This window comes from Pontibacter litorisediminis, assembly GCF_029360645.1.
Classification (GTDB): Bacteria; Bacteroidota; Bacteroidia; order Cytophagales; family Hymenobacteraceae; genus Pontibacter; species Pontibacter litorisediminis.
The window spans coordinates 402638-415785 of the sequence record NZ_JARDUA010000003.1 but is presented as its reverse complement, the minus strand read 5'-3'; the positions used below and the strand labels follow the sequence as shown (position 1 = coordinate 415785).

Here is a 13148-nt window from a genome sequence, read left to right as displayed (position 1 = left end):
GTTTACAGGTGCGGGACTAATCTTGGCTTATAATTGTTACAGCAAAGGCCGCTTTGGGTTTGGGAGATGGCCCGTTTTTCCGTAATTTTAACATCCCGAAAATGGCTAAAAAGTATAGATGCGCTCTATCAGAAAAGTCATTGTTAATTCTTCATTCGTAATTCATAATTCCTCCTAAATGCCTGTTTTTTCGCATTTACACACGCACACGCAGTACTCGCTGCTTGACGGCCAGGCCAGCATTGGCGCGCTCATGAAAAAGGCGCAGGCCGATGGCATGCCCGCCGTGGCCATGACCGACCACGGCAACATGTTCGCCGCCTTCAACTTCGTGAACGAGGCTAACAAGTATAACGTGAAGCCGATCGTGGGCTGCGAGTTTTACCTGGTAACGGACCGCCATCAGAAAACCTTCAGCAAGGAGGTAAAGGATGTGCGCCACCACCAGTTGCTGCTGGCCAAAGACCAGGAAGGCTACCAGAACCTGGCCAAGCTCTGCTCCATGTCCTACATTGAGGGCATGTACAGCAAATGGCCACGCATCGACAAGGAGCTGCTGCTCAAGTATAGCAAAGGCCTGATTGCCACCAGCTGCTGCATTGGTGCCGAGGTGCCGCAGGCCATCCTTTGGAAAACCGAGGAAGAGGCCGAGGAAATCTTTAAATGGTGGCTGGACGTGTTTGGGGAGGATTATTACGTGGAGCTGCAGCGCCATGGCCTGATGAACATCGACGGCACCGGCAAGAGCCAGGAGGACGTAAACCAGGTGCTGCTCAAGTTTGCTGCAAAGTATAACGTGAAGGTGATCTGCACCAACGACTCGCATTATGTGGACCAGGAGGACTGGAACGCACACGACATCCTGCTCTGCGTGAACACCGGCGAGGACCAGAGCACGCCGGTGGGTGACTTCACCACAAAATATTACCGCTTCCTGACGGACGACCAGAAGGTGATTTACGATACCGTGGAGAACGTGCGCCAGAAGTATAGCAACAACGCCAGCGTGCGCCAGATGCTGCAACGCATCGACGAGGCGGGCCCCAAAACACGCTTCGGCTTCCCCAACGACCAGTTCTACTTCAAGTCGCAGGCCGAGATGAACGAGCTGTTCAGGGATGTGCCGGAGGCCGTGGACAACACCAACGAGATTGTAGACAAGATCACGCCGCCGAAACTGAAGCGCGATATCCTGCTGCCCAACTTCCCGATTCCGGCGGAGCACGCCGGTCCGGATGCTTTCCTGCGCCACCTCACTTACGAGGGCGCCAAAAAGCGCTATACCGAGATCACGCCTGAAGTAGAAGAGCGACTGGACTACGAACTTCGGATCATTGAGACCATGGGTTTTGCCGGTTACTTCCTCATTGTGCAGGATTTCATCAACCGTGGCCGCGACATGGGCGTTTTCGTTGGTCCGGGCCGTGGATCTGCGGCTGGTTCGGCGGTGGCTTACTGCATCGGTATCACCAACATCGATCCGATCAAGTATAACCTGCTGTTTGAGCGATTCCTGAATCCGGAGCGTGTATCCATGCCCGATATTGATATTGACTTTGACGACGTGAACCGCCAGCGCGTGATCGACTACGTGGTGGACAAGTATGGCAAGACGCAGGTGGCCCAGATCATCACCTTCGGCACCATGGCGGCCAAATCGTCCATTAAAGACGTGGCGCGCTCTACTTCTCTGCCGCTTGCCGAGGCCAATGAACTGGCGAAGATGGTGCCGGACACCCCGGGCACCACGCTGGCCAAGGCCTTTATGGAGAACCTGGACCTGGCCGCTATACGCGAAGGGGACGACCATCGTGCCGCTGTACTGAAGCTGGCTGAAAAGTTGGAAGGCTCGGTGCGTAACACCGGTATCCACGCCGCGGGTGTGATTATCGCCCCCGACGACATCACCAACTACATCCCGGTTTCTACCTCCAAAGACGCCGACCTGCTCGTGACGCAGTTCGACGGGAAGGTGATTGAGAGCGCGGGCATGCTGAAGATGGACTTCCTGGGCCTGAAAACCCTGACCATCATCAAAGACGCCCTGGAACTCATCAAGAAGAACCATGGCGTTGAAATCGATATAGACGAGATTCCCATTGATGACGAGAAGACGTACCAGCTTTATCAGCGCGGCGACACCATTGGCACGTTCCAGTTCGAGTCGGAGGGCATGCGCATGTACCTCAAGGACCTGCAGCCCACCAACATTGAAGACCTGATCGCCATGAACGCCCTTTACCGCCCGGGCCCGATGCAGTTCATCCCGAACTTCATTAACCGCAAGCATGGTAAAGAGGAGGTGGAATATCCACACGAACTGCTGGAGCCGATCCTGAACTACTCCTACGGCATCATGGTGTACCAGGAGCAGATCATGCAGACAGCCCAGATCCTGGCCGGCTACTCGCTGGGTGGCGCCGACTTGCTGCGCCGCGCCATGGGTAAGAAGGACATGAAGAAGATGGCCGAGGAGCGTGAGAAATTCATTGCCGGAGCCGCCGAGATCCACAAAATCCCGGCCAAGAAGGCCTCCGAGGTGTTCGACGTGATGGAGAAGTTCGCCCAGTACGGCTTCAACCGCTCCCACTCCGCCGCCTACTCTGTAGTAGCTTATCAGACAGGTTACCTGAAGGCCCACTACCCTGCCGAGTACATGGCCGCCGTGCTAACCAACAACATGAACGACATCAAGAAGGTGACGTTCTTTATTGAGGAAGCCCGCAAACAAGGTGTTGACGTACTGGGGCCGGACGTGAACGAATCGTTGCTGAAGTTCAACGTGAACGAGCAGGGCCAGATCCGTTTCGGCTTAGGTGCGATAAAAGGTACCGGTGAAGCTGCCGTGGAAGCGATCATTTCAGAGCGTGAAAATGGCCTGTACCAGGACATCTTCGACTTTGCCAAGCGCATTAACCTGCGCGCCGTGAACAAGAAGACGTTTGAAAGTATGGCCCTAGCCGGCTGCTTCGACTCCTGGGAACTATACCACCGCGCCCAGCTGATCGAGATACCGGAAGGCGAAAGTATGAGTGTGCTGGAGAAAGCGGTGCGCTATGGCAACAGTTACCAGGCAGAGCAGCAGGCGGCGCAGCAGTCGTTGTTTGGCGGTAGTGCGGCTGTGGCTGCCCCACTCCCAAAGATACCTGAGGTGCCCGTGTGGACACAAGCTGAGATGCTTCGCCGTGAGAAAGAAGTGGTGGGCTTCTATATGTCGGGCCACCCGCTCGATCAGTTTAAGCTGGAGATCGACTCTTACTGTACTTGTCCGCTAAATAGAATAGAAGAGTATAAAAACCGTGATGTAAACGTGGCTGGCATGGTAACGGATGTGGTGATCCGCACGGCCAAGAACGGTAACCCGTTTGCCCTGTTCACCATTGAGGATTATGACACGTCGATGCAGATGGCGCTGTTCGGGGAGGATTACGTGAAGTTCTCGCCTTACCTGAAGATGGGCTTATACTTGTTCATCCGGGGTAAGGTGCAGCTGCGTTACAAATCCGAGGACCAGTGGGAGCTGAAGCCGCAGAACATCCAGCTGCTGGGCGACGTGATGGACAAGATGGCGCAGGGCGTGCAGCTTAACATCAACCTGCAGCATTTTACGCCAAACCTGGCTGAGGCGCTGGAGAGCGCCATTATGGCTAGCACCGGCCAGAAACGCCTGGAAATCACGCTACATGTGCCGGAGGAGAAACTGGCCTTGCCAACTTACTCCCGCAAGTATAGAATTGACCCAAAGCTGTTCCTAACTTCAATCAAGGACATGGGGCTGGGAGAGTGTAAGTTGATCTGATAGATTTGAAGATTGGGAGATGAGAAGATTTGGAGATGAATCTTCCCGTTTCCATAAAGTATAAAAGAGGCATGCTATGATAGTATGCCTCTTTTTGTTTTTACTCATTGCTCTCTTTGCTCTTTCGGACTTCCTAGTCCGAAAGCCTTCTGCTGGGGGTTTCCTCATCCCCATACCGAGTAATGCGGACTAGGAAATCCGCTTCAGGTATAGTTTCGGATTTCTTAATCCGAAACAGCAAACACTTAAACAAAGTATAAAACCGGCATGGGGCTGAAAAACAGAATCATACCCGGCGGTTTATACTTTCTGACGATGACGGTGGTGGACTGGGTGGATGTTTTTACCCGCCCTGTTTACAAACACATCATTGTGGATGCCTTAAAATTCTGTCAGGAGAAAAAAGGCCTGCGACTTCATGCAGGGGTATTAATGAGCAACCACCTCCACCTCATTGCCTCCACAGCCGAAGATAAAAACCTCTCAGACATTCTCCGTGATTTTAAGCAGTTCACTAGTCGTAAAATAGTGACTACCATACAGGAAGAGCCCGAGAGCCGCAGGCAATGGCTGCTGCACCGCTTTGAGTTTAACGCCAAACTAAATCCTAAAGTACGCCACTACAAAGTATGGCAGGATGGCAATGAGGCGAAGGAACTAACATCCAATGCTTTTATCGATCAAAAGCTAAATTACCTGCACCAGAATCCGGTGCGGGCGGAGTGGGTGAACGAACCGGAACACTACAGGTATAGCTCCGCCGGTAACTATGCTGAGATAATGGCCTGCTACAGGTAGCGCTGCTAGACTAATTTTGGCCTTTCCTCCCCAATTTACTTTTACCCGACCTTAAGCAACTTGCCTATATCCGTGGTATAGCATGCCGAAATATGCTCCTCTTTTAGCTGCCACTTTTTGCCGCTGCCCTGCACGGCGTACTTTACCAGCTTGGTGCCATACTTTTCGCGCAGGTTGTCGAGCACGTGCATCAGCCTGGTGTCACGCTCCACGTTGTGGCTGCCGAGCAACGAGAGCTGTACCTGGCTGGCCGGCACGATATCAGAAAGTATAACGCCCGCTTTTTTATACTGCAGGCCCGGGCGGTAAAGCTGCTGCAGGGCTTTTACGGCGTTGCGGAGCAACTCGAGCTCGCTGTTGGTGGGGCTGTCGAGCTTGATGGTCCGGCTATAGTAGTAGTGCTGCTCCGTAAAGCGGTTCGTCATCAGGAAAACCGTCATCACGCCGGCGCATGACTTTTGCCTGCGCAGCTTGGTGGCGCACCGGACCGTGTGTGTGGACAGGGCCTCCTCCAGGTCTGCCAGTTCGGTCAGGGTTTCCCCGAAGCTGCGTGAGGTGCAGATGTTCTGCTTAGGCGGCGGCATGTGCTCCAACTCCATACAGGGCTCGCCACGCAGCTCTTTTACCGTGCGCAAGCCCACTACGGTCAGGTGCTTTTTGGCAAAGGCATCGGTTACGTTGCGCAGGTCCCAGGCGGTGTACACCCCCAGGCTAGCCAGTTTAGTGGCGTAGCGCCGGCCAATGCCCCACACATCGCCTACTTCTGTCCGCTTCAACGCGGCCTCTATGTGGCGCTCGTCTGTTAGCACCAGCACCCCTTGTGCCTTTTCCGATTTTTTGGAGATGCGGTTCGCCACCTTGGCCAGCGTTTTGGTGGCCGCAACCCCCACGGCTACGGGAATGCCCGTCCACTGCCCCACGGTGTTTTTTATACTTCGGGCGTAGCTTTGGATGTCGGTTTTGTAGAAGTCGCCTAAGTCCAGGAAGCTTTCGTCGATGGAGTATACCTCCAGGTTAGGCGTAAACTGCTGCAGCGTCTCCACCACCCTCCGCGACATGTCGCCGTACAGTTCATAGTTGGAGCTGAACACTGCTACACCGCACTGCTCCAGTTGGGGCCGTGCCTGAAAGTAGGGCGTGCCCATTTTTATGCCCAGCGCCTTAGCCTCGTTGCTAAGGGCGATGATGCACCCGTCGTTGTTGGAGAGCACCACCACTGGCTTTCCATCCAGGGCAGGGTTAAACACGCGCTCACAGCTCGCATAAAAGTTATTGCAATCTACTAGGGCAAACAGGGAGGTCATGGCTTACTTAAACTTTTTAACTACCCCCACCACTACGCCCCATATCTGTCCGCCCTCCGGCCTGTCTACTTTCATGGCTTTATAGTTGGGGTTCTCGGGCTGCAGGTATGCGCCGTCCTTCTTCTGAATGAGCCGCTTGATCGTGAATTCCCCGTCCACAAAGGCCAACACAATCTTGCCAGTAACGGCCTTCACGGAGCGGTCGATCACGGCCAAATCACCCGGTTCTATGTGAGCGCCTATCATGGAGTCACCCTCCACCCGCACCAGAAACGTGGCCGTCGGGTTCTCCGAGATATACTTGTTCAGGTCTATGGGGTCGGCTGAGTAGTCGGCGGCAGGGCTTGGGAACCCGGCCCGTACGGCAGTGCCGAAAAGTAGCAGCATCCCTTCTGTATCGTAGGCGAGGTCGTACAGATCAGGTGTGTAGTGTATTTTAAGTGTAGTTGTAGCTTCCATATAGTTGCTTTACGAACAAAATTAGCAAAACATATATATAAAGCTAATATTTTTAGCAACTCAGCCTTAAAAATCGCCTTTCCCACACTTCCAAGTACCCAAACTTGCATCTGAAACTTTTATTTACAACATTTGTTTATACAAACGTAACAGTATCCAATGGTGCTGTCTGTCGTAAGTAAAACAAAAGCGGGCGCTTACTGTTCTTGCTACTGTTAAACCCGACAGCTTGTCAGGCGGCGGAAGTTTGGTGCTGAATTTGCCAAACCTGTTATTGTTACTATATTTAACCATTGAAATAAACACAACAAAACGATAAAATTATGGCTAACAAGGCGATAGAAATCACAGACGCGAATTTTGATGAGATCATCAATTCAGATAAACCAGTGCTGGTAGACTTTTGGGCAGAGTGGTGCGGACCGTGCCGCATGGTAGGCCCGATCGTAGAGGAACTGGCTGGTGAGTACGAAGGCAAAGCCGTGATCGGCAAGGTAGACGTGGACGCAAACCCACAAACTTCTGCCAAGTTCGGTATCCGCAGCATCCCTACCCTGCTGGTGTTCAAAAACGGCGAGGTGGTAGACAAGCAAGTAGGCGCAGTGCCTAAAAACGTGCTTTCTCAGAAGCTGGATGCCCAGATGGCGTAAGCAAACGTAATCTTATAAAGTATAGAAAAGCCCCTCCTGCACAGGAGGGGCTTTTTATTTTGCTGCTCTATTTCACCGACACCTCCAGCCGCACCATCAGGTTCTGCTTAAATGCCTCCTCTTTCCTATCCCCTGTATCCTTTGTCTGGTCAACCTTGATCCAGATAGGCTCATCTGTCATAAACCGGTACACATAAAACCAGCAAGTGTCGCACTCGTTTGTCATGCCTACATAGGGGCCGCTGTCGTAGCGGCTGGCTTGCGGCCAGCCCACGGCAGCAAAAACGCCTTCTTGCGGCAGCGCCAAGTTATACTCTGATATATCGATCCAGTGCCAGTAGGTATTGTTTTTGGGCCGTATGGTGATGGGGTACGGCAACAGCGGCTTACCCGGCGCACCGGTAGAATCAACCGCGTACAAGTATAGCTGCAGGCTGTTTGGCCCGCTGAACAGGTCGGGGAAGGTGCGCTTGTGGTAGATGTACACGCCCACCCTGTCAATAAAGCCCTGCCGCCCGTTAGCGGGTATGTGGAAGGCCGTTTGGTAGTGCGGGTACTCTTTGCTGCCGCCATGGCCGTAATCGGCTTTCTTCTGCCTGGTGCCCAGCACCTCCTTGCGCAGGTTCGGCCGAACCACCACCTCCTTCAACTTCACATCCTGGCCATGGCTGCCCATACTTAACAGCAGCAGTATCCCTATCAGCCAGATTGTGCCAGGTCTCATGCAGTTCATCCCGTTTTGGTTAATGCAAATAAAAGCAGCTTTTACCACATTCGCTACTTTCTACAACAACTTCTGGCAAGCTACTGTTTACTCCTCATCCTCATTTTTAAGTATGATGCTGATCTCTCCGCTCCGCTCCAAATAGGCATACCTTATGCGGTCCACCCCAGCATGGCTACCAGCGCTCCGGACGGCCTCCATCAGGTCATTTTTAGTTACGCTGCTTTCTTCCATGGCCTCACACAGCATCTCGCCGTCCTTTACAAGCATCTTGGCAGAGCCTTTTAGGAAGGTACTCATGCGGAAATGGGAATGGAAAGCGAAGGACCCCAGCAGCTTATGCAGCATCACGAGGACAAAGGCGGCAGCTAAGGTAGGCCAGAAAGGGGCATTGCCGGTGATGGCACGGCTCAGGATGGAGCCGTAGATGATGCCCAGCACAATATCGAAGGCAGAGTTTTTGCCAAAGATGCGGTGGTTTCCGATGCGGATAATAAGCAGGGCAGCAAAGAAAACCCCCACCGCCCTTGCCGACATTTGCCACCAGGTTAACGTTTCTTCCTGCAGCCCGAAGATCAGATCGAAAAACTCTCCCATACTCCTACAGAACGCAAGGCCCCAGCAGAGAGTTATAGCAGGCTATTTGCCGTTAGCTGGCGTCTTCGCAGTTACACAGGCTCTTGTCCAAGGTATAGATCACCTCAAAATCCTTCTCCACTTCCTGTATCTGGTGCTGCAGGCGCGCGTTATACTCCTGCACCTTGTCCAGGCGCTCCTCCGTTAGCTCCCGCTTGTTCAGGGAGTCCAGCATTTTGATCGACTTGCCCAGCTCGTTGTTCTTCTCGTGCATGCGGCTGATGTACTGGTCCAGGCTATCGTTGGTGGAGGCGGAGGCCAGCTGCAGGTTATTCGCAATGCAGAGCTGGCGCTTCAGGAACTTAAACACCGTGGCCTCGGCACTCTGGTTCAGCTCCTCCTTTTTTTTCAGGGCCTGCCTCAGCTTAAAGCTGTCGTAGCGTTTGTTGTAGTCGGTGATGGCCTCGCGCACCTTTTCGCGGCAGGTCTGGCACTTGCTGGCGCTGGCCTTCTCCAGCAGGGTGTTGCGCTGCGCCATGGTTTCGTCGTTGGCCTCGGTGGCGCCCAGGCGCTGCACATCCTTCTGAAACACCTCGCTGTACTGCTGCTCCTCCAGCTTCTGCGTCAGGCGCACAATGGCCTCCCCCTCCACCGAGGCAGACAGCACCTCCTTCTTCGGTAGCTCTATGGCATACAGCCTGGCCAGCGCCGCCTCACGCTTCTCCGGGGTGTTCCACGATTTCGGGTCGTTCTCCAGCTCGCGCAGCGTGTTCACCAGCAGCTTGCCGTTCTTCAGGTTATGGTCGGCCTCCAGGTACAGGTCCGCATTGGTCAGGATAGACTCGTACTCGGAGCGGAAGATGTTCTGGTACGTGCTGTTCCTGGCAAACTCCTTCTCGCGGGCATCAAAAATACCCCTTAGGCGCTTATACTCCTGCACGATGCCAAACAGGTTCTTGGCGTTAATGTCGGCGCTGTTGTTGCGGTAGTTCAGGCGGTAGGTGTTCAGGTTCTGCTTCATGTCGGCGAAAGAGCGCAGGAACTCCACGAACAGCTTCTCCTGCCTGAAAGTCTCGTCGTTGATCAGCTGCTGGTCGTAGGCAGTCTGTATCTTCAGCTTGCGCTTCTCAATCAGGTCCAGCGTCACCTCGTCGCCGGTCAGCACATCCATCTTGTACAGCGATTTATAGTTGGCCACCACCATAAAGGGGTAGTCCTTGTAGCCGGTCATCTCCTCCAGCTGGCGGCGGTCCAGCTTGTTCGGGTTCTTCTGCAGGTAGTCGGTCAGCTTCACGGTCTTGATGTCCACCTTCTTCACATCGCTCGGCACAAACACGTAGATGCGCACCGAGTGCAGGCGGGTGTCAAAATCCTGGCCCTCGTACAGGCGGATGGTGGAGCTGAACTTATACTCTTTGCGGCTGGCCCTGGAGTTGAGCAGGTTACCAAACTCCCCCACCAGCGACAGCACCGCACCGGTTGGCGTGGTAAGCTTGGAGATGGCCATCAGCTGGTTGGCAACCAGGTTAAACACCTGATCGCTCTGGCCATTGGTAATAGCCTTGGCGTTGATAGCCGCATCGATGTTGTTAGTGGCTGAGCCCAGGGGCATCTTATCGATGATGCGCACCACCTCCTGGTGATCGCTTACCTGGGTTTTGTAGTCGTTTTTGTCCTGGTCTATGGCAAAGTTATAGAGCGGGTACACAATCTCATCATTGCCGAACACCTTCATGTTCTTCAGCTGCGCCGTGATCATGAGGTACTCCAGCACATTGCCGTACTTTTTCTTTGGTTTGCGGGAGCCAGTCTCCAGCTCGTTCAGCACACGGGTAAACTTGTTGCCGTTAAACAGGTAAATATCGGTGGAGAGATACTGCCATTCATCCGAGAACTGATATTCGTCGTTGTAACTATAGCCCAGGCGGGTTTCTATGTTGCGTTGCGCGAATGTTGCCTGCTGGCTTACCAGTAAAATAATTAGGGCTGAAATTATTTTTCTCATAAACTACGTTGCTGTCTTAAGGCTGCACCTGCTGCTGCATCAGCCCGACTGAGACCACTAAACGTTAAAGATTGAACTTAAGTGCATTAAAGATGCTAATAATAACGCTATAATCATAAAATTAATATGAAATCGAAGACGAAGGCTTCCGTGCTGCTGGGTTTTACCATTTGCACCGGATTAGCCACCGCAGATACCGCCTATGCGCAGTCGGCCACAGCGGCTGCCACTGAAATCAGCGCCCCAAAGCTTAGCGAAGATAAAAAAGTAGAGCGCCTGATACAGTTTATCGCTAAAATGGATGGTGCCACCTTTATCCGGAACGGAAGCGAGCACACCTGCCGCGAAGCTGCCGAACACCTGGAGTCGAAATGGGAAAAACATCGGGAAAGTATAAAAACGGCCCAAGGCTTTGTGGAGGAGCTTGCCTCCCGCTCCGGCCTCTCGGGCAAGGACTACCTGATCCGGTTTGCCGACGGCACTACCAAAACCACCAACGAGGTGCTCACGACAGAACTTAACCAACTGGAGCAGTAGCACTTGCAAAACTCAAACATACTGCAAACCGTAAGGCAGAATACATAACCCCATCCCTATGCTACAGCTACTCGAACAATCTAAAGACGACTTGGTTGCTTTCCGGATCTCGGGCGATGTGGACCGCAGCGACTACGACGTCATGCTGCCCCTGCTGCAGGAGCGCATCAAGCAGCACGGTAAGATACGCGTTTACGCCGAGGTGCAGGAGGTGGAGGACATGTCGCTGCGTGCCCTCTGGGAGGATATAAAGTTTGACCTGAAGCATGCCTCTGATTTTAGCAAGGTGGCTTTAGTGGGCGACAAGAAATGGATCGATTGGCTCACGATCATGGCGAAGCCTTTTACCTCTGCCGATGTAAAGTACTTCGACTTTACCCAGCGGCAGTTGGCTTGGGAGTGGATTCATGCGTGAGGCAGAAAGTATGACATAGCAAAAGGCCGGCAAGTTTACTTACCGGCCTTTTGTGTTTTTAGCAGCCAGCATCACCTTGCAGGTTATCACTGTGCCGATTCTTTGAATGGCTGCTGTTACACTTATGATCTGTTATACTTCACCGCTGCCGCGGGTTTGCAACCCGTGTCTTCCTATATTTTTAAGCTTTCTCTGGCGCAAGCGTCCGCTTGTGCCGCTACTAGCCACTGCTTCCCTTTGCTTGATACAAGCTATCCTTGTTAGCTACTGCTGATCCTCCAGCCCCACAAGCCTATCGTTTCACTTCTGGCTTTGGCTCCCTCCAGGCCGGGAGGCCTCGTCCTGGGGGTAGGGGCCCTCGATAAGGGCATCGCGCTGTGTTCCCTCCTGCGCCAAGGCGCTGCCCTTCGGGCACCGGATCTCACAAGGCGCTCAACCCAAGGACTGGGATCATTTCGATAGCTGCTTGCAATGCAACATGAACCGAGCTCCCTCTCCTGTTCTTAGGAGATGGTTGGGGTGAGGTGAAATTCCCCTCCTGGGAGGGGTTGGGGTGGGTTTATACTTTTGCTGATGTACCCCAGTTGACATGAAAGCTGATGTACCCCAGTTGACATGAAACTTATACTTTAGCCAAAGCAGCTACAGAGCTCCCCTCCTGGCGGTAGGAGCCCTCGAAAAAGCCAAGGAGGGGCAGGGGTGGTTGGGCCCGGCTACAGAGCCCAAACCGCTAAAAACAGCAAAGGCCAGCGAGGTTTCCCGTTGGCCTTTGCTGCTAAGCTTTATACTTAGTCCTTATACTTTGCTTAGTCCTTATAGATCGCCACTTCGGCCTTGCCGTTCTTGATATAGCCGCGGTACATGCCTGCAGAGTTGAACGGCATGGCGATGTTGCCTTTTCTGTCCAAAGCGATCACGCCGCCTTCGCCGCCGCGCTCCACCAGCTTCTTCATCACTACCTCATCGGCCGCTTTCTTTACAGAGTAGCCTTTATATTCCATCAGGGCAGCAATGTCGTGGGCTACTACTGAGCGGATAAAGTACTCGCCGTGCCCGGTGGCCGACACCGCACAGGTGTTGTTATCAGCATACGTGCCGGCTCCGATGATCGGCGCATCGCCCACGCGGCCGTAGCGCTTGTTCGTCATGCCGCCGGTGGAGGTGCCTGCCGCCAGGTTGCCATAGGCATCCAGCGCCACAGCGCCTACCGTACCAAACTTGTTGCCTTCTGTAAAAATATTCTCGTTGCTGCTGGTGCCGCCATCGTGGTCGAGCTGTGTCTTCTCCTTGTCCTTTATCTTCTGCAGCTGGTTGTAGCGCGTCTCGGTGTGGAAATAGGACGGATCCACCAGCTCGATACCCTGCAGCTTGGCGAACTGCTCCGCTCCGCTGCCAATCATCATCACGTGCTCGGATTTCTCCATCACGGCACGGGCGGCGGAGATTGGGTTTTTGATGGTCGTGACACTGGCCACGGAGCCTGCCATCAGCGTTTTGCCGTCCATTACAGCGGCATCCAGCTCGTTCTTGCCCTCGTTGGTGAACACAGCGCCCTTGCCGGCGTTAAACAGCGGCGAGTTTTCCATTACGTGGATAGTGGCCTCCACAGCGTCCATACTAGTGCCGCCCTTTTTAAGCACCTCGTAGCCCACCTGCAGGGCCTCGTTCAGCTTCTCGCGGTAGGCTTTCTCTTTCTCCGGTGTCATGTTCTGGCGGGTGATGGTGCCGGCGCCACCGTGTATCACCAAGGTAATTTTGCTGTAGTCGGGCTTGCTCTGCGCCAGGCTGACAAAGCCAGCCAGCAGGAACAGGCACAGAAAGTATAAACTCTTTTTCATGGTTAGGTTAAGGTGAAGGTTTAGGTTAAGCAGAGTTAAATAT

At 53.5% G+C, this 13148-nt stretch carries 11 protein-coding genes; 5 read left to right on the top strand and 6 right to left on the bottom strand.

What is annotated here, in order from left to right:
* Window positions 1–178: 178 nt before the first annotated feature.
* Together dnaE and PXG97_RS11770 are read left to right on the top strand one after the other, a co-directional pair.
* Window positions 179–3799 (top strand): DNA polymerase III subunit alpha, encoded by a 3621-nt coding sequence (gene dnaE / locus PXG97_RS11775; protein WP_276497944.1) that lies wholly within the window; start codon window positions 179–181, stop codon window positions 3797–3799.
* Window positions 3800–4066: 267 nt separating this feature from the next.
* The gene (locus tag PXG97_RS11770) at window positions 4067–4597 is read left to right on the top strand and encodes an REP-associated tyrosine transposase (protein ID WP_276497943.1); all 531 of its coding nucleotides are present in this window, start codon (window positions 4067–4069) and stop codon (window positions 4595–4597) included.
* A gap of 41 nt (window positions 4598–4638) precedes the next feature.
* On the opposite strand, the gene PXG97_RS11765 is transcribed toward PXG97_RS11770, so the two are convergent.
* Together PXG97_RS11765 and PXG97_RS11760 are read right to left on the bottom strand one after the other, a co-directional pair.
* Window positions 4639–5901, bottom strand: a complete 1263-nt coding sequence (locus tag PXG97_RS11765) for a Y-family DNA polymerase (protein WP_276497942.1) — start codon at window positions 5899–5901, stop codon at window positions 4639–4641.
* Between the two features lie 3 nt (window positions 5902–5904).
* Entirely contained in the window at window positions 5905–6360 is a 456-nt protein-coding gene (locus tag PXG97_RS11760; protein ID WP_276497941.1) for a LexA family protein, read from the bottom strand.
* Window positions 6361–6683: 323 nt separating this feature from the next.
* Between PXG97_RS11760 and trxA the strand changes: the two genes are divergently transcribed.
* Window positions 6684–7010 carry a thioredoxin gene (trxA, locus tag PXG97_RS11755; RefSeq protein ID WP_114783039.1) on the top strand — a complete coding sequence of 109 codons (327 nt, stop codon included), beginning with the start codon at window positions 6684–6686 and terminating at the stop codon, window positions 7008–7010.
* A 67-nt stretch (window positions 7011–7077) separates the two neighbouring features.
* Here trxA and PXG97_RS11750 read toward each other — a convergent pair whose 3' ends face one another.
* From PXG97_RS11750 to PXG97_RS11740, 3 genes are all read right to left on the bottom strand, one after another.
* Window positions 7078–7734, bottom strand: a complete 657-nt coding sequence (locus PXG97_RS11750) for a hypothetical protein (protein WP_276497940.1) — start codon at window positions 7732–7734, stop codon at window positions 7078–7080.
* Between the two features lie 87 nt (window positions 7735–7821).
* Window positions 7822–8331 (bottom strand): DUF421 domain-containing protein, encoded by a 510-nt coding sequence (locus tag PXG97_RS11745; protein ID WP_276497939.1) that lies wholly within the window; start codon window positions 8329–8331, stop codon window positions 7822–7824.
* Window positions 8332–8383: 52 nt separating this feature from the next.
* Window positions 8384–10315, bottom strand: a complete 1932-nt coding sequence (locus PXG97_RS11740) for a hypothetical protein (protein ID WP_276497938.1) — start codon at window positions 10313–10315, stop codon at window positions 8384–8386.
* Window positions 10316–10441: 126 nt separating this feature from the next.
* Here PXG97_RS11740 and PXG97_RS11735 point away from each other — a divergent pair, with 126 nt between their 5' ends.
* Together PXG97_RS11735 and PXG97_RS11730 are read left to right on the top strand one after the other, a co-directional pair.
* Window positions 10442–10852 carry a DUF5329 family protein gene (locus PXG97_RS11735; protein WP_276497937.1) on the top strand — a complete coding sequence of 137 codons (411 nt, stop codon included), beginning with the start codon at window positions 10442–10444 and terminating at the stop codon, window positions 10850–10852.
* A gap of 58 nt (window positions 10853–10910) precedes the next feature.
* Window positions 10911–11267: a SpoIIAA family protein gene (locus PXG97_RS11730; protein WP_276497936.1), complete on the top strand. Its 357-nt coding sequence runs from the start codon at window positions 10911–10913 to the stop codon at window positions 11265–11267.
* An 806-nt stretch (window positions 11268–12073) separates the two neighbouring features.
* Here PXG97_RS11730 and PXG97_RS11725 read toward each other — a convergent pair.
* Window positions 12074–13105 (bottom strand): isoaspartyl peptidase/L-asparaginase family protein, encoded by a 1032-nt coding sequence (locus PXG97_RS11725; RefSeq protein ID WP_276497935.1) that lies wholly within the window; start codon window positions 13103–13105, stop codon window positions 12074–12076.
* Window positions 13106–13148: the final 43 nt, after the last annotated feature.

Excerpts from the sequence above, each read along its gene's own strand:
- trxA (WP_114783039.1), top strand. The coding sequence starts at position 6,684 with ATGGCTAACAAGGCGATAGAAATCACAGACGCGAATTTTGATGAGATC.
- PXG97_RS11770 (WP_276497943.1), top strand. The coding sequence starts at position 4,067 with ATGGGGCTGAAAAACAGAATCATACCCGGCGGTTTATACTTTCTGACG.
- PXG97_RS11745 (WP_276497939.1), bottom strand. The coding sequence starts at position 8,331 with ATGGGAGAGTTTTTCGATCTGATCTTCGGGCTGCAGGAAGAAACGTTA.
- dnaE (WP_276497944.1), top strand. The coding sequence starts at position 179 with ATGCCTGTTTTTTCGCATTTACACACGCACACGCAGTACTCGCTGCTT.
- PXG97_RS11735 (WP_276497937.1), top strand. The coding sequence starts at position 10,442 with ATGAAATCGAAGACGAAGGCTTCCGTGCTGCTGGGTTTTACCATTTGC.
- PXG97_RS11730 (WP_276497936.1), top strand. The coding sequence starts at position 10,911 with ATGCTACAGCTACTCGAACAATCTAAAGACGACTTGGTTGCTTTCCGG.
- PXG97_RS11760 (WP_276497941.1), bottom strand. The coding sequence starts at position 6,360 with ATGGAAGCTACAACTACACTTAAAATACACTACACACCTGATCTGTAC.
- PXG97_RS11740 (WP_276497938.1), bottom strand. The coding sequence starts at position 10,315 with ATGAGAAAAATAATTTCAGCCCTAATTATTTTACTGGTAAGCCAGCAG.
- PXG97_RS11725 (WP_276497935.1), bottom strand. The coding sequence starts at position 13,105 with ATGAAAAAGAGTTTATACTTTCTGTGCCTGTTCCTGCTGGCTGGCTTT.
- PXG97_RS11750 (WP_276497940.1), bottom strand. The coding sequence starts at position 7,734 with ATGAGACCTGGCACAATCTGGCTGATAGGGATACTGCTGCTGTTAAGT.
- PXG97_RS11765 (WP_276497942.1), bottom strand. The coding sequence starts at position 5,901 with ATGACCTCCCTGTTTGCCCTAGTAGATTGCAATAACTTTTATGCGAGC.